This window comes from Caulobacter sp. GW821-FHT11E11, assembly GCF_058808315.1.
The window spans coordinates 188191-214574 of sequence record NZ_JBXARO010000004.1 but is presented as its reverse complement, the minus strand read 5'-3'; the positions used below and the strand labels follow the sequence as shown (position 1 = coordinate 214574).

16 protein-coding genes are annotated in these 26384 nt (G+C 67.5%); 10 read left to right on the top strand and 6 right to left on the bottom strand.

The features are described 5' to 3' along the window. The first annotated feature begins 292 nt into the window (after positions 1–292). Positions 293–3142 (top strand): TonB-dependent receptor, encoded by a 2850-nt coding sequence (locus tag AC1RR5_RS11305; RefSeq protein ID WP_492921615.1) that lies wholly within the window; start codon positions 293–295, stop codon positions 3140–3142. 96 nt (positions 3143–3238) lie between these two features. Here AC1RR5_RS11305 and AC1RR5_RS11300 read toward each other — a convergent pair whose 3' ends face one another. After that, the gene (locus AC1RR5_RS11300) at positions 3239–4186 is read right to left on the bottom strand and encodes a FecR family protein (protein WP_492921613.1); all 948 of its coding nucleotides are present in this window, start codon (positions 4184–4186) and stop codon (positions 3239–3241) included. Beyond that, complete coding sequence (locus AC1RR5_RS11295; protein ID WP_492921612.1) at positions 4164–4757, bottom strand: RNA polymerase sigma factor; 594 nt, start codon at positions 4755–4757, stop codon at positions 4164–4166. Before AC1RR5_RS11295 ends, AC1RR5_RS11300 begins: the two co-directional genes overlap by 23 nt. Before the next feature lie 363 nt (positions 4758–5120). Between AC1RR5_RS11295 and AC1RR5_RS11290 the strand changes: the two genes are divergently transcribed. The 4 genes from AC1RR5_RS11290 (at position 5121) to AC1RR5_RS11275 (ending at position 12071) form a co-directional block, all read left to right on the top strand. Further along, on the top strand, positions 5121–5423 hold the full coding sequence (locus tag AC1RR5_RS11290; RefSeq protein ID WP_492921611.1) for an HU family DNA-binding protein: 303 nt from the start codon (positions 5121–5123) through the stop codon (positions 5421–5423). A 128-nt stretch (positions 5424–5551) separates the two neighbouring features. Beyond that, positions 5552–9016, top strand: a complete 3465-nt coding sequence (locus tag AC1RR5_RS11285; protein WP_492921610.1) for a TonB-dependent receptor domain-containing protein — start codon at positions 5552–5554, stop codon at positions 9014–9016. 104 nt (positions 9017–9120) lie between these two features. Next, complete coding sequence (locus tag AC1RR5_RS11280) at positions 9121–10716, top strand: pectate lyase (RefSeq protein WP_492921609.1); 1596 nt, start codon at positions 9121–9123, stop codon at positions 10714–10716. Next, on the top strand, positions 10713–12071 hold the full coding sequence (locus AC1RR5_RS11275) for a pectinesterase family protein (protein WP_492921608.1): 1359 nt from the start codon (positions 10713–10715) through the stop codon (positions 12069–12071). Before AC1RR5_RS11280 ends, AC1RR5_RS11275 begins: the two co-directional genes overlap by 4 nt. Here AC1RR5_RS11275 and AC1RR5_RS11270 read toward each other — a convergent pair. Further along, entirely contained in the window at positions 12055–13533 is a 1479-nt protein-coding gene (locus tag AC1RR5_RS11270) for a nucleoside hydrolase-like domain-containing protein (RefSeq protein WP_492921607.1), read from the bottom strand. The two genes, AC1RR5_RS11275 and AC1RR5_RS11270, sit on opposite strands and share 17 nt — an antisense overlap. A gap of 556 nt (positions 13534–14089) precedes the next feature. Here AC1RR5_RS11270 and AC1RR5_RS11265 point away from each other — a divergent pair. Both AC1RR5_RS11265 and AC1RR5_RS11260 read left to right on the top strand, forming a co-directional pair. Further along, a complete protein-coding gene (locus tag AC1RR5_RS11265) occupies positions 14090–17023 on the top strand; it encodes a TonB-dependent receptor (RefSeq protein ID WP_492921606.1) in 2934 nt (977 codons plus the stop codon). A 118-nt stretch (positions 17024–17141) separates the two neighbouring features. Further along, complete coding sequence (locus tag AC1RR5_RS11260; protein WP_492922091.1) at positions 17142–19499, top strand: glycoside hydrolase family 31 protein; 2358 nt, start codon at positions 17142–17144, stop codon at positions 19497–19499. Here the strand turns inward: AC1RR5_RS11260 and AC1RR5_RS11255 are convergent. The 3 genes from AC1RR5_RS11255 to AC1RR5_RS11245 are packed head-to-tail and all read right to left on the bottom strand — an operon-like array spanning position 19496 to position 22730. Then, a complete protein-coding gene (locus AC1RR5_RS11255) occupies positions 19496–20944 on the bottom strand; it encodes an FGGY family carbohydrate kinase (protein ID WP_492921604.1) in 1449 nt (482 codons plus the stop codon). The two genes, AC1RR5_RS11260 and AC1RR5_RS11255, sit on opposite strands and share 4 nt — an antisense overlap. Continuing rightward, entirely contained in the window at positions 20941–21891 is a 951-nt protein-coding gene (locus AC1RR5_RS11250; protein WP_492921603.1) for a transketolase family protein, read from the bottom strand. Before AC1RR5_RS11250 ends, AC1RR5_RS11255 begins: the two co-directional genes overlap by 4 nt. Next, complete coding sequence (locus tag AC1RR5_RS11245) at positions 21888–22730, bottom strand: transketolase (RefSeq protein ID WP_492921601.1); 843 nt, start codon at positions 22728–22730, stop codon at positions 21888–21890. The genes AC1RR5_RS11250 and AC1RR5_RS11245 overlap by 4 nt, the downstream gene beginning before the upstream one ends. Before the next feature lie 435 nt (positions 22731–23165). On the opposite strand from AC1RR5_RS11245, the gene AC1RR5_RS11240 reads away from it, so the two are divergent. Genes AC1RR5_RS11240 through AC1RR5_RS11230 form a run of 3 tightly spaced genes read left to right on the top strand, consistent with a single transcriptional unit; the run spans position 23166 to position 26350 of the window. Further along, entirely contained in the window at positions 23166–23795 is a 630-nt protein-coding gene (locus AC1RR5_RS11240) for a DUF2291 family protein (RefSeq protein WP_492921600.1), read from the top strand. A 3-nt stretch (positions 23796–23798) separates the two neighbouring features. Further along, a complete protein-coding gene (locus AC1RR5_RS11235) occupies positions 23799–25310 on the top strand; it encodes a sugar ABC transporter ATP-binding protein (protein ID WP_492921599.1) in 1512 nt (503 codons plus the stop codon). Continuing rightward, positions 25310–26350, top strand: coding sequence for an ABC transporter permease (locus AC1RR5_RS11230; RefSeq protein WP_492921598.1), 1041 nt, complete (start codon positions 25310–25312; stop codon positions 26348–26350). The genes AC1RR5_RS11235 and AC1RR5_RS11230 overlap by 1 nt, the downstream gene beginning before the upstream one ends. The last annotated feature ends 34 nt before the right edge of the window (positions 26351–26384 follow it).

Genomic DNA, 26384 nt, shown 5'->3' with positions numbered 1-26384 from the left:
CCGGTGCGCAACATCGGGCGTCGAAACGTTTCCGTGGCGAAAAAGTCGGATAATTGCGTTCCGATATGTGTCGAGTCTCTTCGATATGTGTTACGCCTATCATCAGAAGCGAAAAGCTCGATGCGAGGAAACATGTCTAGGGCTCTACGGCGCGGTTAGGCCGCGCCATCACGCATAACGCGTCTCCAGTTCGATTTTTGACATGCCCCGCCAAGCGGCGGGCGACCCCCTCGGGCAGGCCTGGGCGGGGAGGGGAAAACTGCGCGGCGAATGACCGCGACGGGGAGGGAACATGAAGAAGCAACTTCTGCTGACGACGATTCTGGCCGCTGGCCTGGGCGGCGTCGCCACTAACGTGTGGGCCCAGACTGGGGCTCAAACGGCGGCGCCGGCGGCGGCCGGCCAGGACACCGTGGAGGAGGTGATCGTCACCGGCTTCCGGTCTTCGCTGCAAAAGTCCCTGGGCCTGAAGAAGGAGGCGATCGTCGTCCGCGACTCGATCGTCGCCGAGGACATCGGCAAGTTCCCCGAGGCCAACGTGGCCGAAGCCCTGCAACGCATTCCAGGCGTCTATCTGAGCCGTGACGGCGCGTCGAACGAGGGCCAGCGCATCTCGATCCGCGGCCTGGGCTCGGACTACAACGTCACCACCATCAACGGCGCCCCGGTCCGCACGACCTCGTCGGGCAATGTCGGCGGCTCGTCGCGCGACTTCAACTACGACGTCTTCGCCTCCGAGCTGTTCGGCCGCGTCGACTTCTACAAGACGCCCCTGGCCGAGCTGGAAGAAGGCGGGATCGGCGGCGTCGTCGACCTGCAGACGCCGCGTCCGTTCGACAGCCCCGGGCGCAACATCCGCTACCAGGTCGTCGGCTCGTACAACGACAAGTCCAAGCACCTGGACCCGGCCGGTTTCGCGCTGTTCTCCGAGACCTGGGGCAATTTCGGCGCCCTGTTCGCCGTGGCCCATTCCAAGAGCGTCAACAACCGCTCGGGCTTCGAGGCCACCGGCGGCTACAACAGCCACGCCCTGGCCAGCCAGACCCCGAACAAGGGCCAGTTCGCCTTCGCCTTCGACTTCGCCGACCCGCGCTACAACCGCGGCTCGCTGACCCAGGCGCAGATCGAGAACGGCTACCTCCCGCGCTTCTATCGCTACTACGGCGGTGAAAACACGCGCGAGCGCACCGGGGCGGTCGGCTCGCTGCAGTTCCAGAACGAGAAGCTGAACATCAGCGTCGACGGCCTGTATTCCAAGCTGCAGGACTCGCTGGACGAATACACCTTTGGCCTGCCGATCCGGAACTCGCGGACCACCAACGTCGCCGCCCAGCCGGGCGCGCCGGGTCACAACGGCTTCGTGCCGATCAACGTGACGCTGGATCCGACGTCGAACCTGCTGGAAGGCACGTTCGGCAACACCTCGTACCTGGGCGAGAGCTACTATTACGACTCCCAGACCGAGTTCAAAATGGCGTCGTTCAACGCCAACTATCAGGTCACGGACAAGCTGAAGGTCACGGCCCAGGGCAGCCTCAGCCAGAGCGACGCCTTCTTCACCGGCAACCGCCTGATCTCGAACGTCTATGGCGTGACGACGACGATCAAGTATACCGACGACCACGTCTATCCGGCCCTGTCGGCCCCGGGCGTCGACTTCACCAACCCGGCCAACTTCCAGGACTTCGGCGTCGGCTTCGACTGGCGGCGCGAGATCGACAAGGAAAAGACGGCCAAGCTGTTCGCCGACTGGGACTACGGCCTGTTCGGCGTCGAGGGTCACCTGAAGGGCGGCTTCTCGTACGTCTCGACCAGGAAGACCACCACCAAACGCAACGCCACCGCCGCCGGCACCGCCAAGATCGCGGCGCTGGGCGCGGCCACTCTGCGCGGCGCCATGCTGCGCGAGGTGCCGATCGACAACCTGGTGATCGGCTCGGGCTATCCGCAGCAGTGGGCGGTGTTCGGCCGCGACTACGTGATGAGCACTTTCGATCCGATCGGCACGGCCAAGGCCACGCCGCTCGACTTCAACGCCTCGTTCGGGGCCGAGGAAGAGATCAAGACCGCCTTCGTGCAGACCGACCTGCGCGGCCAGGTCTTCGATCGCGATCTGCGCGTCAATGCCGGGGTGCGCTACTCCGAGACCAACACCCACATCGACAACTATCTGCGCCAGACCAACAACGGCGTGACGACCTATCAGCCCAACGTGGCCGACGGCTCGTACAAGAACACCCTGCCCTCGGCCAGCTTCGCCTACGACCTGACCGACAAGCTGATCTGGCGCGGGTCGTGGGGCAAGACGATCACCCGCGCGTCGCTGTCGATCATCGCGGCCAACACGGTGATCCCCAACATCTACGAGACCCGCGCGACCTCGGGTAACCCCGACCTGCTGCCGCAGACCGCGACCAACTACGACACCGGCGTGGAGTGGTACTTCGGCCGCGGAGGCATCCTGAGCGCGGGCTTCTTCTGGAAGGAGCTGAAGGACACCACGGTCTCGACCACGACCAACGTGCCGTTCTCGTCGCTGGGCCTGCCCGACGCGGCCCTGGCCCCGATCTTCCAGAACCCGGCGACCGGCAAGATCGACCCGAACCTGAACATCACCCTGGCCACCTACTATAACCAGGGCACGATCAAGCTGGACGGCTACGAGCTGGCCTACCAGCAGTCGTTCGACTTCCTGCCCGGCTTCTGGAGCGGCCTGGGCGCCCTGGCCAGCTTCACCCACGTCAACACGACGGGCTTCGACTACACGACGACGGGCGGCAAGATCCTCAACGTCAACACGGTGCCGAAGTACTCGTACAGCCTGACGGGCTACTACGAGAAGGGTCCGTTCGGGGTGCGCCTGTCGTACAACTACAAAGCCAAGAACATCATCGAGACGTCCAACAACGGCTCGGACCTGCAGCGCTGGCACTCGGGCGCCGGCTTCCTGGATGGCAACGTGACCTACAAGGTCAATGACAGCATCGAGGTGCGCCTCGACGCGCTGAACCTGGCCAATGCCCTGCAGTACGACTACTTCGACGACGTCAGCGGCCGCTACGGCAATGGTCGCAAGACCCGCATGGACTACGCCAAGTACAACGGTCGGACCATCAAGTTCGGCGTGCGCGGCAAGTTCTAGACCTCTTCAACATCCCCTGATGTTTGTGAGCACTCCCCCGCACACAGGCACGACTGAAGCCGGTGAGGTCGAACCTCACCGGCTTTCTTTTCGCGCCTAGTTGCGCGCGTGGGGCGTGACGACCAGCACGCCGTCGGCGCGCGGACGCACGTCGACCGGCAGGGCGGTCGGCAGGCTGGAGACGAAGGTGCGGGATTGGTCGGCGCGGAAGCTGGCGGTCAGGCGCAGGTTCGCCACGGCCGGATCGGCGACCACGCGGACCGTCGAGAAGCGGCCGATGTCGGCGGTCACATCGGTCAGGCGGGCCGAGACATAGCTCAGGCGGCCGTGACGCCAGCCGGCGATGGCTGCGGGGTCGGCCAGCCTGGCCCGGTGCGCGCCGGCCGCATCCAGGGTGACGCTGTCGCCACGGGCCAGCACGGCGTCGAAGGCCGGGCCGCCCTCGTCGCGGTGCACGGCGACGCGGCCGCGCTCGACCGCCACGCCGATCTCGCCGCTGGGGGCGCGGCGGACCTCGAAGCGGGTGCCCAGCACCGTGACTTCCGTCTGGCCGGCCTCGACCTTGAACCGGCGACCCTGCGCGTGGCGAACGTCGAACAGCGCCTCGCCGCGCTCGAGCACATAGTGACGGCCGCCGAGCAAGCCGGCTTTCCGCAGGCGCGTCTCGGGAGCCAGGGTCGCGACGCTGCCGTCGCTCAGCGTGGCGGTGCGCACCACGCGGCCGCTTTCCAGGATCTCGGGCGGGCGCGTGGCCAGGGTCACGCCGATCGCCAGGCAGGCGGCCAGGGGCAGGGCGGCGGCGGCCATCCAGCGCCAAGCCGGCGCCCGCGTCTGGCGCTGCGCCTGGGCCAGGACGTCGACGTCGCTCAGGGCCAGCATCAGTTGCTCGGCCTCGTCATAGGCCTGCGCATGGCGCGGATCGGCGGCCAGCCAGTCGCGCAGGGCGTCGGCGCGTTCGGGCGACAGGCGCTCGCCGAACACGGACAGGGCCCAGTCGCGGGCCTCTTCGGCGATGTCGCCGTCAGGCGCGGCGGTTGCGTTCACGAGACAATCCTCGAAAGTCTATCTGTCCGCCGGCGATCGCGCGCTGGCAGGCGGCGACGGCCTCACCGACCGTCTTGCGCACCAGCGCCTCGGAGACGCCGTTCTGGCGGGCGATCTCGGCAAAGCTTTGGCCGGCCACGCGGTTGGCCGCCAGGAAGCGGCGGTGACGCGGGGGCAGGCCTTCGACAACACGGCTCAACACGCCCAGCTCCTGCTTGGCGATGATGGTCCGCTCGGCGTCGGGTTCGGCGTCCGCCTCGAGCGCCGGCGCGGAGGCCGACACCAGGCGAGAAGCCAGCTTCTGACGTCGCAGGGCGTCGCGCGCGAGATTGATGGCCACGCGAAACACGAAGGCCCGGGGGCTTTCGTGCGCCTGGTCCGCCGGTCGCTCGCCCAGCTTGACGAAGGCCTGTTGCGCCAGGTCCTCGGGCTCGGGAGGTCCGGGGCCGAACCGCGCGCGAAGAAAACGGCGCAGGTCCTCCCAGTCGTCGCAGTAGCTTTCGCGGAAGGCCGACTGGCTGCTCCACGTTCGCACGTCGTTGTCGGCGCTTGGCCGCTGCGGTTTCGCCACGGCCCCTCCCGTCTTCTTGCGCGCCGGTTATTCCGCTGACGATGCGGGTTTGCGGCCGCTGGTTCAATGCGCTGACAAAAAAATCGCCGGTCGGACGGTTTTGTTGTGCGGATCGGATCTGCTCATTCGTTGAATGTTGTTCGGTGGCGATTTTGCGCAACTATTTGCCTTATAAATCGCATGTGACCGGTAGCTTTTCTCTTTGGAATTTAAAATCGGCATGTTTATGTCGAAACAAGTGACACCGGTGTCCAACCGGGAAAGCGGCGTTTTCGCCGGTTAGGGAAGGGGAGGCGGGCGCTTTGCGAGCCCTGAGCCATATTGATCGCCCTGCGCCGATCGCCTCGAACGAACGAGGCGTCCATGCGCGTTGATGGCGGCTTCGTTCAGCCCTTCATGGATTTCTCGCGCATGGATCGCGAGGTCAGCGACGTCCTCGTTCAGGCGCTGCTGAACCGCATGCGCCAGGCGCTGCTGGACGGCCACAGCCTGGACGTCCCGACGATCGGCGAGCTGACCATCCACCAGTCGCGCCCCCGCGCCCTTGTCAATCCGACCAGCGGCCAGACCCGCGAACTGGGCGGCGAGCGGACCATCCTTTTCAGGCCGGACAGGACCCTGGTGCGCGAACTGAACGCCGCCCGGAACGACGACGATGTCGCCTGACCGCCACGCACCGCAGGGCGTCATCGCGCGCCGCAAAGCCACGGCCGACTAGGGGCCGCCACCGGCGGAGGGACGGACTCAAGAGAAGCCCGCCGCCCACACCGACAACAGATTGGGGAGGAAACCTAATGACCAACCATCGAGACCATCACAAGAAGCGGGCCTGGCTGCTGGCCGGGATCTCCACGGCCGCCGTCGTCGCCGCCGCGCCGGGCTTCGCCTTCGCTCAGGACGCGGCCGCCGCCGCGCCGACCAGCACGGCCGACACCGTCACCGAGGTCGTCGTCACAGGCTATCGCGCCTCGCTGCAAAGCGCGCTGAACCTGAAGAAGAACTCGGACGTGATGATGGACGCCATCAACGCCGAGGACATCGCCGACTTCCCCGATTCCAACCTGGCCGAGTCGCTGCAGCGCCTGCCGGGCATCTCGATCGACCGCGACAACGGCGAAGGCCGCACCATCAGCGTGCGCGGCCTGTCGGGCGACTTCAGCCGTGTACGGATCAACAACATGGAAGCGCTGTCGACCGGCGCGGCCAACGACGCCGGTTCCAGCCCCAACCGCTCGCGCGCGTTCGACTTCAACGCCTTCGCCTCGGAGCTGTTCAGCTCGGTGCGCGTGCGCAAGTCCTCCTCGGCCGAGGCCGACGAAGGCTCGCTGGGCGCGACGGTCGACCTGATCACCGGCCGTCCGTTCGACTACAAGGGCAGCGCCGCGGCCTTCTCGGCCGAGGATTCCTACTACCAGAACGGCAAGAAGCACGCGCCGCGCATCACCGGCCTGTTCTCCGACCGCTTCTTCGACGGCAAGCTGGGCGTGCTGGTCTCGGCCGCCTGGGCCAAGCGCAGCTCGGAAGACGATAGCTACGCCCGCGGCACCGGCTCGTCGGACTATGTCTATCGCGGTTCGACCTGGACCGGCGACGAATTGCCCGGCCGCGCCGGCTTCGCGGCTCCGACCGGCACGGTGTTCAGCGCCCTGATCCCGACCACCCTGACCGGCTCGGCCCTGGACGCCTACAAGGCCAATCCGGCCAACTACTACAACCCGATGGCCAACCCGGCCGCCTATGCGGCGATGACCGGTTCGGACCCGGTGGCCTATGCCAAGCTCTATCCGGGCTGCGCGGCCGTGGCGGCCCAGGCCGTGGCGGGCCTGACCCCGACCACGCCGGGCTGCAACAACTCGCTCGTCCGTTTCCCGGCCCTGGCCTCGATCGGCCAGCGCAACGTCGAGACCGAGCGCCTGGGCCTGACGGGCTCGTTCCAGCTGCAGCTGGCCGAGCGCACCCGTCTGACCGTCGACGCCCTGTATTCGAAGTTCGACAGCGTCAGCACCAACTACCAGCTGGGCGCGGTCGGCCTGAACCGCAACAACACCAACGCCAGCTACTCGTACGGCGCCAACGTTCCGACGGCCACGGCGCGCGCCAGCACGCCGTTCACCGACGCCCAGCGCCGCGCGCTGTACCCCGGCACCTGCACCGCCGCCGCCGAGACCGAGCTGTCGCCGGGCACCGACTGCGGTCAGTCGCTGAACGGCAGCAACCCGCTGCCGGGCTACACCTTCAGCTTCAACCCCAACAACCTGGACGCCTACGAGTACTACACCAACCCAGCCTCGCCCGGTTATGCCGGCCTGGCCTCGACCCTGCCCTTCCGCGACCAGTTGATCGGCCGTCCGTCGGTCAAGGTGCTGGACGCCGACGTGGTCGGCCAGAACGCCGAGTACATCAAGCTGGGCAATGTCGACTGGCGCTCGGGCGCCGACCGTGGCGCCTACACCACCGACTTCCGCCAGGTGTCGGCCACCGTCGACCACGAGTTCAGCGACAAGCTGAAGGCCACGGCGTCGGTGGGCGCCTCGCGCTCGGAGAACGTCAACGTCGGCACCCTGGTCGAGTTCAACGCCATGGACGTCAAGGGCCCGTTCGTCTTCGACGAGCGCGGCGCGACCGGCATGCCCAAGTTCGACGTCGGCTTCAACGCCGCCGACCCGAACAACTGGGGCATCATCAAGGGCTTCTCGGGCATGCGTCACTATCGGCGCACGACGATCAACGACTATGCGGGCGGCAAGATCGACGTCACCTACGAGCTCGACGATCACTGGACGATCAAGACCGGGATCACCAAGCGTGAGTTCAAGTTCTCGACCGACCAGTACGAGCGCAACAACGACCTGCTGAACCCGACCGAGAAGGAAGCCAAGGTCACGGTGGCGTCGCTGAGCCAGGTGATCGACTTCGGTAACGGCCTGGACGTGCCGGCCGGCTCGACGACCAGCTTCATCGCACCCAACATGGAGGCGTTCAGCAACGTCTTCGGCTTCGACTGCAACTGCATCAACAAGTTCGGCGACTTCACGATCACGCGGAAGCGCAACCGCACCGCCACCTTCGGCGTGACCGAGAAGAACCTGTCGTACTACGCGCAGTTCAACTTCGATTACGAAGTCTGGGGCGGCCGTCGCCTGTTCGGTAACGTCGGCGTCCGCCAGGCGGAAACCGATGTCCTCGCTTACGGCGAGACGACCGCTGGTCGTCGCATCACCGGCGAGAACCACTACACCGACACCCTGCCGTCCGGGAACATCACCTGGGAGGCCTACGACAACCTCTACATCCGCGCCGCGGCGGCCAAGGTCATGGCCCGTCCGCTGCTGGGCAACCTGTCGCCGGCCATCACCGGCATCAGCATCCCGGGCGACGGCTCCAACATCGGCGGCACCATCACGGTCGGCAACACCAAGCTCTCGCCGTTCCGCGGCGAGGCCTACGACATCGCCGCCGAGTGGTACTTCAACAAGGGCGGCCTGATCAGCCTGGGCTACTTCCGCAAGGACATCTCCAGCTTCCCGCAGACGGTCTTCTACGAAGCGCCGCTGTCGCAGTTCCTGGACGCCGACGCGATCGCCGCCCTGAAGCTGCAGTTCCCGGGCGAGACCGGCGCCGACGTCCTGCGTCGCGCCTATATCGACGCCAACAATCCGGTCCTGGCGCGCCAGGTCCGCGACGCGCCCGGCGGCTACCTGCAGGGCTGGGAGTTCAACTTCCAGCAGGACCTGACCTTCCTGCCCTGGTACTTCAAGAACCTGGGCGTCCAGTTCAACATGACCAAGCTGGACACCCAGCTGACCTACATCCTGGATCCGGGCACCGTGGTGGCCGGCGCCGGCACGGTCACCAAGGCCCCGACCTACGGCAAGGGTCCGTGGCTGGGCGCCTCGCCCAAGGGCCTGAATTTCACGCTCTACTACGAGACCGAGAAGTTCAACGCCCGCGTCTCGGTGGCCAAGCGCGACGCCTACAAGACGACCTACCCGCTGACCGCCGGCAACTGTGACCCCGGTCTGCAGTCGAACGGCGCGGCGTGCGACAGCCCGCTGATCAACGAGTTCGGCTCGTCGGCGGCGACCACCAATGTCGACATGTCGGTGCGCTGGTCGCCGATCAAGAAGGTCAGCATCACCTTCGAGGCGCTGAACATCACCGACGAAAAGGCGACCCGCTACAGCTACACCGACCCGGTGATCCAGTCGTACGGCGCCAGCGGTCCGAACTATCGCCTGGGCGTCCGATACAAGTTCTAGGCTGACTTCCTCTCATGACCCGGGCCGCCTCCAACGGTCCGGGTTCCAGAGCGACGCCGGCGATCCCCATCGCCGGCGTCGAGCTTTTTTGGATGGAGTGCGGAATGTTCTCGCGACGCACCTTGCTGGGCTCCGTGGCGGCCCTGCCTTTCCTGGGCGGGGCGGCTGAGGCCGCGACCGGACCGTCCGCCGCCGAGGTCAGGGCGACCATGGCCAAGGCCACGCGCTTCATGACCGACAAGGTCGCAGTCCATGGCGGCTATGTCTGGTCCTACCTGGCGGACTTCTCGCGCCGTTGGGGCGAGATGGAGGCCTATCCGTCCATGGTCTGGACCCAGGCGCCGGGCACGCCCGAGATGGGCCAGATCTTCCTCGACGCCTATCACGCGACCGGCGACGAGGCCTATTACCAGGCCGCCGAGCAGGCCGCCTCGGCCCTGATCGCGGGCCAGCATCCGTCGGGCGGCTGGAACTACATCATCGACTTCGCCGGCGAGGCCAGCCTGCGCCGCTGGTACGAGACCATCGGGACCAACGGCTGGCGGCTGGAGGAATTCCAGCACTACTACGGCAACGCCACCTTCGACGACCACGTGACGGTCGAGTGCGGCCGCTTCCTGCTGCGCCTGCACCTGGAGAAGGGCGATCCCAAGTACCGCGCCGCCGTCGACAAGGCGGTCGATTTCGTCCTGAAGAGCCAATACTCCAACGGTGGCTGGCCCCAGCGCTGGCCGCGCATGGGCGAGTTCTCCAAACAGGGACGGCCCGACTACACCGGCTTCATCACGCTGAACGACGAGGTCGCCGAGGAGAACATCGACTTCCTGCTGCTGGTCCTGCAGCAGCTGAAGGACGAGCGGGTGCGAGAGCCCCTCAAGCGCGGCATGGCGCTGATCATCGCCCTACAGCAGCCGCAGCCCGCGCCGGGTTGGGCGATGCAGTACTCGCTGGACCTGAAGCCGGCGACGGGCCGCACCTATGAGCCCGTTTCGATCACCCCGCACGGCACGGCCGCGGCGGTGGTCCAGCTGCTGAACTACTACCAGCAGACCGGCGAGCGGACGTACCTGGCCCGGGTCCCCGAGGCGCTCGACTGGCTCGCCAGCGTCGAGATCCCGGCCGACAAGCGCGGGCCCGACGGGCGCAACTTCTACCGCAACTACGACCCGACGACCGGCAAGCTGCTGGGCGGGCATCGCAGTGGTTCGAACTCGCAGAACGGGCGGTTCTGGGCCGACTTCAACACCGAAGGCGCGCACGCGGAAAAGCACATCAACGTCGCGGCTCTGCGCGCCCGCTACGATCGCGTCGCGGCGATGTCGCCAGAGGAGGCGACGAAGAACTCGACCCTGATGGGGCGTGGGCCGTCGCTGCTGCCGCCCTACATCGTCAGCCATGTCGGCGGCTCGGACCTGAACGTCACGGTCGCCGACGGCAAGCGCGCGGCGGCGGTGGCCGAGCTGGTCGGAGGCCTGAACGTCGAGGGCTACTGGCCCGTCGAGCTCCGGACGACCAGCCATCCCTACCAGGGGCCTGGCCCGGACAAGCCGCCCGCCGGCTTCGTGGATGTCGGCCAGGTCGGCGACGCCTGGGACACCTCGCCCTTCACCCTGCCCAGAGGCCCAATGGGCATTTCCACCGGCGCCTACATCAACAACATGGCGCGCCTGATCACCTATCTGCGGACCCAGAAAGCATGACCTTCTCGATGACGCGCCGCGTGGCGCTGGCCGGCATCTCGGCGCTGCCCATGGCCGCGCGGGCGGCGGTTCCGGCGGCGGCGTCATACGCCCTGGTCCCCGACATCGTCGTCGCCAAGGACGGCTCGGGTCAGTTCAGCTCGGTCCAGGCGGCGTTGAAGTCGATCCCGACCGACAACCGCGAGCGCAAGGTGATCCTGGTCCGCAACGGCTTCTATGACGAGGCCGTGCGTGTCGACGCGCCGTACGTGACCCTGCGCGGCGAGAGCCGGCTGGGCGTGCGGTTGCAGGCCAACCGTCCTGCCAGCGAGACCAAGGACGAGATCGGCCAGGGCGTGGTCAATATCGCCGCCACCGCCCACGACTTCGTCCTCGAGCACATGACGGTGCACAACACCGTCACGGTCGCCGGCCCCCACGCCTTCGCGGTGCTGGGCCGCGCCGACCGCACGATCATCCAGGACGCCGATCTCTTGAGCCTGGGCGCCGACACCCTGGCCCTGTGGCGGACCGACAAGTCCAAGGCCGAGGTGGGCCTCTCCGAAACGCCGGGCGCCACGCCGCTCAGCCCCGATGGCGGGCGCTACTATCACACCGGCCTGCGGATCACCGGGGCGGTGGACTTCGTCTGCCCGCGCGGCTGGTGCTTCATGGCCGATTCCGAGATCGTCCAGATCTATCCCCGCGCCGAGGCCGCCGTCTGGCACGAGGGCAAGGGCAACGCCGACAAGAAGTTCGTCATGAAGGGCTGCGCGTTCGACGGCCCGCCGAACTTCTATCTGGGCCGCCATCACCGCGACGCGCAGTTCTATTTCATCGACTGCGTCTTTTCCGAACGCATGCGCGACAAGCCGACCTACCAGGTGGTCTATCCGCTGGACGGCGGGGCCCCGAGCCCGGCCGACATCGATCGCAACAAGGTCGCGGCCGCCGAGACCCAATGGGGTGAGCGTCGCTACTTCAGCAACAGCCACCGCGCTGGCGGCGACTACGCCTGGATGGCCGACAATCTGGGCAAGGCTCAGGCCGTCAAGATCGACGCGGCCTGGACCTTCGCCGGGACCTGGAACCCCGAACGCGCCGACGGCCCGCGCGTGACCGCCGTCGAGGATGAGGGCGGCAAGACGAAGCTGATCTTCGATCGTCTGGTCACCGTGAAGGGCGCGCCCCAGCTGGTCTCGGCCAGCGGTCAGGCAGGCAAGTATGTAGAGGGCAGTGGGACCAACGTCCTGGTCTTCGAAACCGCCGGCAAGGCCGCGCGCCTGGACTTCGCCCAGGGCGCGGTGATCGGCACGGAGGCCGTCGCGAAGACGGCCTTCGCGCGGACCCAGCTGCCGGTTACTTCACGTCGATGATCACCCGCTTGTAGCGGGTCAGGCGCGGGGAGCCGTGGTCGGTGACGGCCAGGATGATGTGCATGGTCCCCGTGCCGGGCGGCACGACGCGGTTGGTCTTGACGGTCAGCCAGGCCTTGGGCTGGTCGGCGTTGTTGATGTCCAGCTTCACGCCCGAGGCCGAGCTGGTCATGCCGCGCGTGCCAGCCTCCTCGTAGCAGAACCACTCGTAGGACAGGGCGTCCCCGTCCGGATCGGTCGAGCCGACAGCGCTGAGATCGATGCGGTCGCCGGGCTTGGCGACGATGTAGTCCGGGGTCTCCAGCTTGGGGACCGGCGGGTGGTTGGCGTCCTTGTAGGGCTTGATCGTCCAGTCCATGCGGGCGGCGAAGTCGTTCTGGAACGCCTCGCGCCAGCGCCAGATCGTGGCGTGATTGGTGGTGTGCCACTCGCCGTCGCGGCCCTGGACCTCGTCCATGACATTGGTCCAGATCGGCCGGGTCTCGGGCTCCAGGAACCAGCGCTCCTTGCGCGGGGTGTAGAGCTCGTAGCGACCGCCCCAGCCGCCCCACTCGGGGTGGTCAGGATCCGACAGGCCGTTGTCGATCAGGTTCAGGAACGACGGGGTGTCGCCCTCCATCTGGAACTTCCAGCTGGGATAGGCCGCGCCCAGCGGACCCTTGGCGCGGATGTTGGCGTTCAGCCACTCGTTGCTGACGAGATATTCGTTCGCCCCGCCGAAGCGGCCGTGGAAGTTGTCGCCGCCGATGCCGATCCAGGTCGACATGTGGAAGCTGACGCCGGGGCTGACGATGTAGTGCAGGTCCGGGAATTCGCGGCGGATCCAGGGGCCGCTGTCGTCCTGGTCCGAGATCGCATAGACGCGCAGCTTCGACACGAACTTGGCCAGGGCCGCCTTGGAGCGCGTGTTGCGCACCTTCCACAGGGCCTGACCCAGCACGGTGGGGCCGCCCCAGACGGTGACCCAGACCGGGCGCGGATCATCGCGGTCGACGGCCTTGATCAGCAGGTCAGAGCCCGGCGAGTCCTTGCCCGCGCCGATGGCGGTCTTTCCGTCCGGAACCAGGGCTTGCGAGACGACCGCCTTCAAGGCGTCGGCGGTGGGGAAGCCCTTCTCGTGCTGCTCGAGATTGTCGCGCACCTTGCCGTAGGTGCCGACGATGTCGGTGATCAGCTGCGGATTGACTTCGCCCTTCACCGTGGTGGCGACCAGGCCCTCGATGTCGACCTGGTTGGCATAGGTCATCAGGCGGACCATCGACTCCTGGTCGTCAGGGTCGCCGCCGATGTCGGTCAGCACGAACAGGCGCGGCTTTTCGTGGGCGGCCTTCAGCGGTGACTGGGAGGTTGGCGCGGCGGTCGGCGCCTGGGCGGCCATGACCGGCGAGGCCGTCAGGGTCGCGATCAGCGCCAGGCTGGCGCCCGTGCGCAGTCCTGCGGCGAGCGAAGCAAATCCAGTCATGCGCGGATCCTTTCCCCGTTCGAACCCTGGCGGCCCCGGTGTTCCGGGATCTCGGTCCGTCTTCTGGCGCTCATGCGCCTTGGCTATCGCAACAGGTACCGATGGCCAAGGTGGGGGTCAACGCGGATTCCGCGCGGTTAAAGCGAAAAGAAAGGAAAACGAAAGTCACTGCTCCCATCATCTGGGAATGTGCCTTTGCCCTTGAAATTCCTCGCCGGAATGGCCCAGGCTGTGGCGTAGCACAGCGCCGCTCAGCCTCCAAAATCCATTCCTCAGACATATCTTTCGTCATCTATACGTTTTCGATTGATTTCGATTGATGTCCTTTGGTAGCACTTTTGTTCAGCGAACAGTGAATACGGCTCTCGCCCAGACCTCCTCTCGGGGCTGGAGCCGTGTCTAAGGCGGCGTCGGCATCCTCCTGCCGACGCCGCCGCCTTTCCGTCCGGGGCGTGTTTTCCGGGCGTCGAACTTCAAGACGACGAGGCGCTCGACAGAAGCGTCCCCAGGAAACGCAAACGACCGCGCCAGCAGCGCGCGGCGAAGGGGAACGGAAATGATCAACAGGTTTCAAAAACGACTGGCCGGCGGCGCTTCGGGCCTGGCCCTGGTGCTGGCCCTGGGCGGCGTCGCCCATGCCGAGGACGTAATCGCCACCGCCGGCGGTGCGGCTGCGCCCGCCGCCATGGGCGCCGCAGCGCTCCAAGAGGCCGCCGCGGCCCCGGCCGACGACACCGCCGTGACCGAGGTCGTGGTGACCGGCTTCCGCAACAGCCTGCAGAAGGCCCTGGAGCTGAAGCGCACCAACACCGGCGTGGTCGACTCGATCCTGGCCGAGGACATCGCCAAGTTCCCCGATAACAACCTGGCCGAATCCATCCAGCGGATCCCCGGCGTCGCCATCAGCCGCGACCAGGGCGAAGGCCGGGCGCTGTCGGTGCGGGGCCTGGGTCCCGACTTCACCCGCGTGCGCATCAACGGCATGGAGGCCCAGGCTTCTACCGACGGCTACAGCGGCGCCAACCGCGGCCGCGGCTTCGACTTCAACGTCTTCGCCTCGGAGCTCTTCAACCGCATCGACGTGCGCAAGACGCCGTCGGCCGACGTGGAAGAAGGCTCGCTGGGCGCGACGGTCGACCTCGTGACCGGCCACCCGTTCGACTACAAGGGCTTCAAGCTCGCCGCCTCGGCCCAGGCCGGCTACAACACCCAGACCGAAAAGACCCGCCCGCGCATGGCGCTGCTGGTCTCCAACACCTTCGCCGACGACACACTGGGCGCGCTATTCTCGGTGGCCTATTCCGAGACGGCCGTGAACTTCCAGCAGTCCAGCTCGGGCCTGTGGAACCAGGGCAATGGCGACGGCGGCTGGTGCCGTCCGACCACGGGCACGGGCGGCATCTGCGACGTGCCGGCGGCCGACTTCGCCAAGGCCAACCAGATCTACACCCTGGCCAGCTCGCCCACGACCTACTACCCGCGCTTCATGCGCTACGTGCAGGGCCTGGGTAAGACCGAGCGCCTGGGCCTGACCGGCTCGCTGCAATGGGCGCCGAGCGACGACACCAAGGTCACGCTGGACGGCCTGTTCTCGCGCTACAAGGTCAGCCGGGACGACTGGCCGCTGGAGGCCATCGGCTTCAGCCGCGGCGCTTCGCAGGGCGGCAAGCCCGAGATGCTGGTCCGGGACATGATCCTGGATAGCAAGAACACCATGCTCTACGGCCTGTTCGACAATGTCGACATGCGCTCGGAGCATAACCGCGACGAGTTCTCGACCGATTTCGGCCAATGGACCCTGACCGGAGAGCACAAGTTCAGTGACAAGTTCATCGTCGACGGCGTCGTCGGCTATTCGTACTCGGACTTCGACAACTTCAACGACATCTCGACCCAGATCGACCGCTTCAATGTCGACGGCTACTCGATCGACATCCGTCCCAAGGGGCAGTACCTGCCGGCGATCAACTACGGCTTCGACGTCACCAACCCGTCGCTGTGGTACTTCGGTCCGACCGTGACCCAGCCGGGCGGCACCGGCCCGACGGGTCCGGAAATCCGCCTGCGCCCGAACTATACCGACAACAAGTACAAGACCGTCCAGGTCAACGGTAAGTACGCCTTCAACGACGGCCTCACGTTGCGCGCCGGCGCCAACTGGAAGCAGTACGACTTCAGCGCCCAGTCCTATCGCTACGCCCTGGGCGAGGCCAACTTCCCGGCCATCCCGTCGGGATACACCATCCAGAGCCTGACCGAGCAGTTCTGCGGCCTGGCCAATCTGAAGGTTCCCTCCCCGACGCCGACCTGCTGGACGACGCCGAACATCGACGCCTTCCAGGCCGCCTACAACATCTACAGCAACAGCGGCCGCACGGCCCTGTCGCAGACGGTGGCCAGCGTGCGCGGCGAGAACCGCTCGGTGCAGGAAGAAGACAAGACCGGCTACGTTATGGCCAATTTCGACCAAGAGGTCGGAAGCTGGCGCGTGCGCGGCGACGTCGGCGTGCGTTATGTCGAAACCAACCAGACCTCGAACTTCTACACCAACGTCCCCACCACGGTGAACGCCGCCGGCTTCGTGATGACCACGGTCAAACGCAAGTACACCGACACCCTGCCGTCGCTGAACCTGGTGCTGGAGCCGACCGAAAAGCTGCTGATCCGCTTCTCGGCGGCCAAGGTCATGGCGCGTCCGGCCCTGGGCAACCTGGCGGCGGCCACCAGCGTCTCGGTGGCCGGTGGCTCGCGCTCGGTCTCGACCGGCAACGCCAACCTGGATCCCTACCGCGCCAAGTCGGCCGACTTCTCGATCGAGTGGTATCCGAAGTCGGGCACGATCCTGTCGGCGGGCTTCTTCTACAAGAAGATCAGCACCTACGTTCAGACCATCACGACCGTCGCTCCCTATTCCTCGACGGGCCTGCCGATCGCGCTGCTGGACGGCACGGGCGTCAACGCCAATGACGACTTCAGCATCACCAACGTCATCAACACCCCCGGCGGTCCGCTGAAGGGCTTCGAGCTGAACTACCAGCAGCCACTGGACTTCCTGCCCGAGATGTTCCGCGGCTTCGGCGTGCTGGCCAACTACACCTATGTCGATAGCAGCATCGACTATTTCGCCACCACGGCGGCCGGCGCCGCCAGGATCAACGCGCCGCTGCTGAACCTGTCGAAGAACGCCGCAAACGCCACGCTGTACTACGAGCGCGGCAAGGTGCAGGCCCGCGTCTCGGTGAACTATCGCGACAAGTACCTGACCGCCGTCCCGGGCCGCTACAACCAGGATGTCCAGGGCAACCTGTCGACCACGTTCTTCGACGGTTCGGCCTCGTACAAGGTCACCGACCAGCTGTCGGTCAGCGTCGACGCGCTGAACCTGACCAACGAGAAGGACATCTCGTACATCGACTCCACGACCCAGCGTTTCGAGAACTACCGGGTCGGCGGCCGTCAGTTCTATGTGGGCGCTCGCTACACCTTCTAGCGCCTAGCTAGTCATCAACAACGGTGTGTGCCCTCCTGCGCAAGCCGTACTTCGGCGCCGGTCCCCCGACCGGCGCCGCCTTTGTTTCCCGGCGAGGTTTGAGAGCATGGCCGTGCGTATGGCGCTTCGACTGGCGGTTCTGGCGATGTTGGCCGTGCCGGCCGCCGCTCTGGCCGAGGTCCAGGTTTCCCGGGTCGGCGAGGTCGTCGAAGTCCGCAACGGGGCCGACGTCATGCGGCTGTCGGTCTGCGCCGACGGCGTGGTGCGAGTCGTCGCCAGCCCTAACGGCCAGGCGGCGGGCTCGTCGCCGAAGCAGCCGTGGTTCTCCAAGCCTTGCGCGTCTCAGGCCGTGACCCTGACCGACGCCACCGCGACCGGCACCGGCGTCAACACCGCCGCCGGCGGTGGCACGGCCAAGGCCGTCGCCAAGGTGCTGAAGACCGGCGACCTGCGGGTCTCAATCTCGCTGTCGGACGGGACCTTGACCTTCCTCGCGCCCGACGACCGCATCCTGCTGCAGGAGATGGGCGAGCGGCCGCGCATCTATGAGCCCGCGACGCTGTCGGACGGCTCGAAGGCGTACAAGGTCACCGAGCGCTTCCATCCGGCCTTGCGCCAGGGGCTCTACGGCCTGGGCCAGCACCAGTCCGGCCAGTTCAACTACCAGGGCGCGACGGTGCGCCTGGCCCAGGCCAATACCGACATCGCCCATCCGCTGATGATGTCGACCGAGGGCTTTGGCCTGCTCTGGAACACCGCCTCGGCCTCGACCCTGGACAACCGCTTCCCGACCGAACTGACCCTGCAGGCCGATGTCGGCCAGGCGATCGACTACGTCTTCGTCTACGGGCCCGAGTTCGACCAGATCGTCGCCAGGTACCGCGACATGACCGGCGCCGCGCCGCTGTTCCCGCGCTGGGCCTATGGCCTGTTCCAATCGATGGACCGCTATGCCAGCGGCCAGGAATTGCTGGACGTCACCAAGCGCTATCGCGATGGCGACGCGCCGGTCGACGTCATCGTCCAAGACTGGCGGTGGTGGAGCCGGATGGGCGATCCGGAGTTCCGGCCCGACGGCTATCCCGACGTGCCGGCCCTGCTGGAGACCCTGCGCCAGCGCCACGTCCACACCCTGATCAGCATGTGGCCGCTGCTGTCCAAGTCGTCGGCGCTCTACAAGCTGATGGCCGAGCGCGGCTGGATGATTCCCGGCACGGCGCTGTACGACCCGACCAACCCCGAGGCCGCCGACCTCTACTGGTCGCACCTGGGATCGAAGCTGCTGGACCAAGGCTGGGACGCGTTCTGGCTGGACGGCTCCGAGCCCGAGCTGCACCTGCCGACCATGGCCGAGACCGATCGCACCCTTAACGGCCGTCAGCTGGCGATCGGACCGGGCGAGCTCTATGGCAACGCCTTCCCGCTGGCCCATGTGGCGGCGGTGTCGGATCGTTGGCGCAAGCAGCGCGACGACAAGCGGGTGTTCATCCTGTCGCGCTCGTCGTTCGCCGGCGTCCAGCGCTACGGCGCGGCCTCATGGTCAGGCGACATCCTCAACGGCTTCCCGGTGTTCCAGCGCCAGATGCAAGGTGGGCTGAACTTCGCGCTGTCGGGCATGCCGTATTGGACCACCGACATCGGCGGCTATTACGGCGGCGTGCTGGATAACCCGCCGAAGGGGCCGGCGACGACCGACCCGGCGTTCCAAGAGCTGTATGTCCGCTGGTACCAATTCGGCGTCTTCAACCCGCTGTTCCGCACCCACGGCAAGCGCGAGAACAACCGCAACGACCTGTTCGCTTACGGCGACAAGCAACCGATCCTGCTGGACTATGACCGGCTGCGCTACCGGCTGATGCCATACATCTACGGCCTGGCCTGGCGCGTGACCGACAGGGCCGACACCATCATGCGGCCGCTGGTCATGGACTGGCGGACCGACGAGCGGACCTGGAACATCGGCGACCAGTTCCTGTTTGGGCCCTCCCTGATGGTCGCGCCGGTGACCAATGCCGGCCAGCGCTCGCGGCAGGTGTTCCTGCCGGGCGCGGCGCCCTGGTACGACTTCTGGACCGGCAAGAAGCTGGCGGGCGGGCAGTGGATCGACGCCGCCGCGCCGCTGGAGAAGATCCCGCTGTACGCGAAGGCCGGGGCGATCCTGCCGTTGGGCGGGCCGGTGAACTATGCCGATCAGGACCCGCAAGGGCCGCTGGAGCTGCGCGTCTATACGGGCGCGGACGGGAAGTTCGAGCTCTATGACGACGCCGGCGACAGCTACGCCTACGAGCGTGGCGAGCGGGCGGTGACACCGCTGGCCTGGAGCGATGGCGGCCGCAAGCTGACGATCGGCGCGCGGATGGGGCGCTTTCCGGGAATGGTCCGAGAGCGGATGTTCAAGGTGGTGCTGATCGACGGCGGGCGCGAGCGGGTGAAGACCGTGCGGTACACCGGCGGGCCGCTCGAGGTGGCGTTCTAGAGCATCGCCCTGCGCAGCGCGTCTTGCCAGCGCGCGACGGTCTCGCCGCGCGCCTCGGCGGTCATGGCCGGCTCGAACGTCCGCTCCGCAGGCCGCGCCGGTGGCGCCTTTATGCCCATGCCCTCGGCCGCCAGCCGCGCCGCGCCCAGGGCGCTGAGTTCGGCCGCATCCGCGCGGATCACCGGCCGGTCGATCAGGTCGGCCAGCAGCTGCATCAGCACGTCGTTGCGCGAGGCGCCGCCGTCGACGTTCAGGGCAGGCAGGTCGCCGTGCAGGTCGGCCTGCATGGCCATGAAGACGTCGTGGATCTGCAGGGCCACCGCCTCCAGCGCCGCGCGGGCCAGATGCGCGGGGGTCGTGCCCAGGTTCATGCCGCTGACCAGGCCCCGGGCCTCGTCGCGCCAGTGGGGAGCGCCCAGGCCAGCCAGGGCCGGCACCAGGGCGACGCCGCCGCTGTCAGGGACGGTGAGGGCCAGGTCGGTGAGCGCGTGCTCGTCCCGCAGGCCCAGCAGCTTGGTCACGAACGCCACCGTGTGGCCCGAGACCGAGATATTGCCTTCCAGCGCGTGCAGCGCCCCGCCGGCCCGGCTCCAAGCGATGGTGCTGGACAGGCCATGGGCCGACCAGATCCGCTCTTTGGTCACCGTCATCAGCGACGAGCCGGTGCCGCAGGTGGCTTTGATCCGGCGCGGACCATCCAGGCCGTGACCGTAGAGGGCGGCGTGGGAGTCGCCCATGGCCGCGTGGATCGGGACGCCGGCGGGCAGGGCGGTCGCGCCCTTCACGGTCTCGCCGAACAGGCTGTCGGACGGCAGGATCTGCGGCAAGACCTCAAGCGGGATGTCGAACAGCCGCGCCATCTCCGGGTCCCAGGCCAGGCTGGAGAGGTTCATCAGCTGGGTGCGCGAGGCGTTGCTGTGGTCGGTGGCGTGCTGGACGCCGCCGGTCAGGTTCCACAGCAGCCAGGCGTCGACCGTGCCGGCCTTCAGCTGACCCCGCGCGGCGCGGGCGCGGCCGTCCGGCGCGTGGTCCAGCAGCCAGGCCAGCTTGCCGGCCGAGAACATCGGGTTGAGCGTCAGGCCCGTGCGGGCGATGGCGTCGGGCTCGTAGCCTTCCGCCTTCAGCGCTTCGCAGCGCGGGGCCGAGCGGCCGCATTGCCAGATCACGCAAGGACCGACCGGGCGGCCGGTGGTGGCGTCCCACAGCACGACGGACTCGCGCTGGTTGGAGAGGCCGATCGCGTCGACCGGCAGTCCCATGGCGACGATCTCGTCGATCACGCCGGCGACGCTGGCCCAGATGTCGTCGGCCGAGGACTCCGCCCACCCGGGTTGCGGATAACTGACCGCCGTAGGCCGCGAGGCCTGGGCCAGGATCTCGGCCTCGGGGCCGACCAGCACCGCCTTGGTGTTGGTGGTGCCCTGGTCGATCGCCAAGATGTTCATTTGGCTAGCAGGCCGCGCGCCGCGCCGGCGATGCCGTCGGCGGTCAGGCCGTAGCGCTCCATCAGGAACTCGGCCGAGCCGGTGGGCAGGAAGCCGGGAAAGCCCAGGATCCGCATGCGGCAGGGGAATTGGGTGGCCAGCACCTCGGCCACCGCGCCGCCCAGGCCGCCGCGCACCGAGTGTTCCTCGACCGTGATCACCGCGCCGGTCTTGGCGGCGTCCAGGATGGCGGCTTCGTCGAGTGGGGTCAGGGTGGCCATGTTGATCACCTTGGCCTCGACGCCCTCGGCCGCCAAGAGCCGGGCGGCGGCCAGGGCGCGACAAACCATGGTCCCGTTGGCGATGATGGCGACGTCGCCGCCCTCGCGCAGGGTCTCGGCCTTGCCGATCTGGAAGGTCTTGGCGGTGTGCTTGAGCGCCGGCACCGGCATGCGGCTGATGCGGACGAACACCGGCCCGTCCAGGGCGGCGGCGGCTTTGATCGCCTCGCCGGTCTCCCACGGGTCGGACGGCACGATGACGGTCAGGTGCGGCGCCATAGGCCGCAGCCAGGCCAGGTCCTCGATCGAGTGGTGGGTGGGGCCGAGCTCCCCGTAAGCGATGCCGCTGGAGATGCCGCACAGCTTCACATTGGCCTGGGAGTAGGCGATGTCGGCCTTGATCTGCTCCAGGGCCCGCCCCGTGAGGAAACAAGCGGCGCCGCTGACGAACGGGATCTTGCCGCCATTGGCCAGGCCGGCGCCGACGCCGATCATGTTCTGCTCGGCGATGCCGACGTTGATGAGCCGCTCGGGGAATTTCTTGCGGAAACCGCCCAGCTTGCTGGAGCCGACGCTGTCATTGACCACGGCGACGATCCGGCTGTCGGTTTCCGCCAGGGCTTCCAGCGCGGCGACATAGGCCTCGCGGCAGTCGAACAGGCCTTCGCCCTTTTCGGGATCGTTCACTGAGCCAGCTCCCGCAGGGCTTGAGCGTACTGTTCGGGGTTCGGGCAGCCATGGTGCCAGCCGGCCTGGTTTTCCATGTACGAGACGCCCTTGCCCTTGATGGTCGAGGCGATGACGCAGAGTGGCTTGTCGCCCCTGGTTTCGAGGGCGGTGATCAGGGCGGCGGGATCGTGGCCGTCGATCTCGAGGACGTCCCAGCCGAAGGCGCGCCATTTGTCGCCCAGGGGCTCGAGGCTGACGGTCTCTTCGGTCGGCGCGCCCTGTTGCAGGCGGTTGCGGTCGACGATCAGGGTCAGGTTGGACAGCTTGCGGTGGCCGGCGGTCATGGCCGCTTCCCAGCAGCTGCCTTCCTGCAGTTCGCCGTCGCCGGTCAGCACGAAGACGCGGAAGTCGGCCTTGTCGATCTGGCCGGCGATGGCCGCGCCGACTGCGACGGGCAGGCCGTGGCCCAGCGGGCCGGTATTGGTCTCGACGCCCGGCAGATAGGTGCGGCTGGGGTGGCCGTTCAGGCGCGACAGCGGCTGGAGGTAGGTGGAGAGTTCTTCCTCGGGGAAGAAGCCCGCCCCGGCCAGCACCGAATAGAAGGCGCCCGTGCAATGGCCCTTGCTCATGATGAAGCGGTCGCGGCCCAGGTCGTTGGGTTGGGTCGCGTCATAGCGCATCACGTCGAAATAGAGGGCCGCCAGGATGTCGGCCGCCGACAGGTCGCCGCCGGGGTGGCCCTGCTTGGCCTCGAAGATCATCTTCAGCGCGCTGCGACGGATCCAGTTGGCGCGCTGCGCCACATGGGCGGCGCGGCTTTGGAGGTCGTCCGCGCCCTGGCGGTGAACTTGGTTCATCTTCGACGTTCTCGCTGGTCGTCGCGGCATGGGTCGAGGGTGCGTGCGACCACGGAAGAGGCGCGTTTTTCGGCCGCGCTCGATTCCGCCTGGTTCCAGGCCTCCCTCGACGCGCAAACTAGGCGGGGCGGTTTGCGAGTGCAACGACGAAATGCGTCGTTTGTTTTCGATTTTCTTCGTTTTGGTCGGCGCGGGAAAGCTCAATGAGGGCGTCGGGAGGGCTGTCTGTGCGAACTAAGTCCATATGCAGGCAGAGGAAATCGCGCTCGCTGGCGTCGGTAGCCCCTTTGCGGCAAGGCCTGATTGACAGCCCCAATCCGCCATGACACGTTTCGCTCGAATTCGAAATCATTCGAAAGTAGCGCCGAAAATGGCGCATGATCCGGGGAGAGGCTGACGTTGCGGCAGGCGGGCGAGCGAGATCGCGGCGATAGCATGCGACGGACGGGCCTGATGCTCGTCGTGGTCGCCCTGCTGCCCATGGTCAGCGCCTGCAAGGTCATCCCCATCGCCGCCGATCGCGCCGCCCGCGAGCGCCAGGCCGGCAGCTTCGACGCCACGCGTTATGTCGACGCCGTCTGGGACGCCCAGGCCGCGCCCTACTGGAACAAGCAGGCCAAGCCGCTGGACCAGCTGTCCGCTCAAATCGACCAGGATCTGGACGCCGCCGGGGCCGCTGAGGGTCGCCAGGCCGGCGACGGCTCGCCCTGGACCTTCGTCACGCAAGGCGAGGGTAAGGTCGTGGCCTTGAAGACCCAGGCTCGCGCCGGCGCCGTCACGGTCGAGGTCGGCGGCAAGCCGGTCGACGTCCTGGTCGGGCCGGTCGTCTCGGGCTCGGCCATGCGCGACAGCCTGCCGTTCGTGACCTTCAACGACTTCTCCAACCAGATCGCCTTCGCCGAGGTTGGCGGGGCCCTGACCAAGCGGGCGCTGCGCCAGGCGCGGCCGGCCGCAGATGGCCTCAAGCCCGGCGACCGCGTGCGGTTCCAGGGCGTGTTCCAGCTGGGCAAGGCCGGCGATCCCGTGGTCGTGACACCCGTCCGCCTCGAGCGGGTCGGAGCCTGATCCATGGCCGTGCTGCGGGCGAAGCGGATCGACAAGACCTACGGCGGCGTCACGGCGCTGGACGGCGTCGACTTCGATGTCCACGCCGGGTCCGTCAACGTGCTGATCGGCGAGAACGGCGCGGGCAAGTCGACGCTGATGAAGATCCTGGCCGGGGTCGAGCAACCGACCGCCGGCCGCCTGCTGCTGGACGGCGAACCGGTGCGCTTCGCCTCCGTGCGCGAGGCCGCCAAGGCCGGCGTCGGTATCGTCTTCCAGGAACTGAACCTCTGCCCGAACCTGACGGTCACCCAGAACATCTTCCTGGGCCGTGAGCTGACCAAAGCCGGGGCGACCGACCACACGGCCGAGAACACCCGCGCTCGTCAGGTGCTGGCCCGTCTGGCCCACGGCATCGACCCGGACGCCCCCGTCGGCGACCTGCGGGTCGGCGAGCAGCAGATCGTCGAGATCGCCAAGGCTTTGGTCGAGGACGCCCGCGTCCTGATCCTGGACGAGCCGACCTCCGCCCTCAGCGCCGCCGAGGTCGAGGTGCTGTTCGGCGTGATCGGCGAGCTGAAGCGGGCCGGGGTGGCGGTGATCTACATCTCCCACCGGCTGGAAGAGCTGATGCGCATCGGTGACTTCGTCACCGTGCTGCGCGATGGCCGGCTGGTGGCCTCCGAACCCGCCTCCAAGGTTTCGGTCGCCTGGATCATCGAGAAGATGCTGGGCGACAAGGCTCGCCAGCGGCCGCGCGGCGGGACGCGCAAGGCCGGTGAGGTCGTGCTGTCGGCCAAGGACATCTCCCTGCCGCGTCCCGGCGGCGGCCGGCTGCTGGACGGCGTCAGCGCCGACTTCCGGGCCGGCGAGGTCACCGCGATCTACGGCCTGCTGGGCTCGGGCCGCACCGAGCTTCTCGAAACCCTCTGCGGCGCCCGCAAGGCGGCCGGGACGGTGATCCTGAACGGTGAGGACGTCTCGGCCTTGAGCGTCGCCGACCGCTGCCGCAAGCGCCTGCGCTTCGTCCCTGAGGATCGTCAGCGCGACGGCCTGTTCCACAATCTGTCGGTCGGCGGAAACCTTGGCCTGTCCAGCCTGCTCGGCTTCCTGAGCGGCGGCCGGATCAGCGACGGCAAGGAGCGCTCGACCATCGCCGACATGATGGCCCGCCTGGGCGTCAAGGCGGCGGGGGCCGAGGCGGCGATCGGCTCGCTGTCGGGCGGCAACCAGCAGAAGGTGGTGATCGGGCGCGGCCTGATGACCGGGCCGCTGGTCATGCTGCTGGACGAGCCCAGCCGGGGCGTCGACATCGGCGCGCGGGGCGAGGTGTTCGACACCATGCGCGCGCTGGCCGACCAGGGCCTGGCCGTCGTCTTCGCCACCTCCGACCTGCTGGAAGCCCAAGCCGTCGCCGACCGCGTGCTCGTTTTGGCCGCCGGCCGCCTGACCGCCGACCTGACCGTTGAGGACGCCACCGAAGCCGCTCTGGTGGCCGCCTCGAACGCCGTCCAGCCCATGGAGACCGCCGCGTAATGGCGACCGAAGCTACCGCCGCATCGTCGTCTCAGGGTGTCGGCCTCCTGGCCGTGCTGCTGAAGCTGCGCGCCCTGATCGCCTTGGCGGTCGTCGTCGCCTTCTTCTCGGTGATGGCCCCGAACTTCCTGTCGGCGTCGAACTTCCTGATCATGTTCAAGCACGTGGCGATCACGGCGATCCTGGCGATCGGCATGACCTATGTCATCCTGACCGGCGGCATCGACCTGTCGGTCGGCTCGATCGCGGGCCTGGCCGGCATGGTCGCAGGCGCCCTGATCCTGAACGGCGTGACGCTGCAGCCCTTGGGCCTGGTGGTCTATCCCAGCGTGCCGGTGGTCATCGCCATCGTGCTGGTGCTGGGCGGGATCGCGGGCCTGTTCAACGGCGTCCTGGTCACGCGTTTCCGCATCGCGCCGTTCATCGCCACCCTGGGCGTGCTGTACGTGGCGCGCGGCGCGGCCATGCTGCTGTCGAACGGCGCGACCTTCCCCAACCTGGTCGGCCGCCCGGATCTGGGCAATGAGGGCTTCCCGCTGCTGGGCTCGGCCTCGGTGCTGGGCCTGCCGGTGACGGTGATCCTGCTGGCGATCATCGCCCTGGTCGCCGCCTTCGTCGCCAAGGACACCCCGTTCGGCCGCTGGGTCTACGCCATCGGCGGCAACGAGCGCGCGGCGCTGCTGTCGGGCGTGCGGGTCGAGCGGGTCAAGGTCGCCGTCTATGTGATCTCCGGCGTCTGCGCGGCCCTGGTCGGCCTGATCGTCTCGTCCGAGCTGGTGGCGGCCCATCCGGCCAGCGGCGAGACCTTCGAACTATCGGCCATCGCGGCCGTCGTGCTGGGCGGGGCGTCCCTCTCGGGCGGGCGCGGCACGGTCGGCGGCGCATTGATCGGCGCCTGCGTGATCGGCGTGCTGGGCGATGGCCTGGTGATGATGGGCGTCAGTGAGTTTTGGCAGATGGTCATCAAAGGACTTGTGATCATCGCCGCTGTCGTGCTCGACCAACTGCAAGGACGCCTCACGGCGGCAGGCAAGGCCTGACCGTGACCAAGGGCGCCGTCACGCAGAGGAGCAA

Excerpts from the sequence above, each read along its gene's own strand:
- AC1RR5_RS11305 (WP_492921615.1), top strand. The coding sequence starts at position 293 with ATGAAGAAGCAACTTCTGCTGACGACGATTCTGGCCGCTGGCCTGGGC.
- AC1RR5_RS11290 (WP_492921611.1), top strand. The coding sequence starts at position 5,121 with ATGCGCGTTGATGGCGGCTTCGTTCAGCCCTTCATGGATTTCTCGCGC.
- AC1RR5_RS11285 (WP_492921610.1), top strand. The coding sequence starts at position 5,552 with ATGACCAACCATCGAGACCATCACAAGAAGCGGGCCTGGCTGCTGGCC.
- AC1RR5_RS11280 (WP_492921609.1), top strand. The coding sequence starts at position 9,121 with ATGTTCTCGCGACGCACCTTGCTGGGCTCCGTGGCGGCCCTGCCTTTC.
- AC1RR5_RS11275 (WP_492921608.1), top strand. The coding sequence starts at position 10,713 with ATGACCTTCTCGATGACGCGCCGCGTGGCGCTGGCCGGCATCTCGGCG.
- AC1RR5_RS11270 (WP_492921607.1), bottom strand. The coding sequence starts at position 13,533 with ATGACTGGATTTGCTTCGCTCGCCGCAGGACTGCGCACGGGCGCCAGC.
- AC1RR5_RS11265 (WP_492921606.1), top strand. The coding sequence starts at position 14,090 with ATGATCAACAGGTTTCAAAAACGACTGGCCGGCGGCGCTTCGGGCCTG.
- AC1RR5_RS11260 (WP_492922091.1), top strand. The coding sequence starts at position 17,142 with ATGGCGCTTCGACTGGCGGTTCTGGCGATGTTGGCCGTGCCGGCCGCC.
- AC1RR5_RS11255 (WP_492921604.1), bottom strand. The coding sequence starts at position 20,944 with ATGAACATCTTGGCGATCGACCAGGGCACCACCAACACCAAGGCGGTG.
- AC1RR5_RS11245 (WP_492921601.1), bottom strand. The coding sequence starts at position 22,730 with ATGAACCAAGTTCACCGCCAGGGCGCGGACGACCTCCAAAGCCGCGCC.
- AC1RR5_RS11240 (WP_492921600.1), top strand. The coding sequence starts at position 23,166 with ATGCGACGGACGGGCCTGATGCTCGTCGTGGTCGCCCTGCTGCCCATG.
- AC1RR5_RS11235 (WP_492921599.1), top strand. The coding sequence starts at position 23,799 with ATGGCCGTGCTGCGGGCGAAGCGGATCGACAAGACCTACGGCGGCGTC.
- AC1RR5_RS11230 (WP_492921598.1), top strand. The coding sequence starts at position 25,310 with ATGGCGACCGAAGCTACCGCCGCATCGTCGTCTCAGGGTGTCGGCCTC.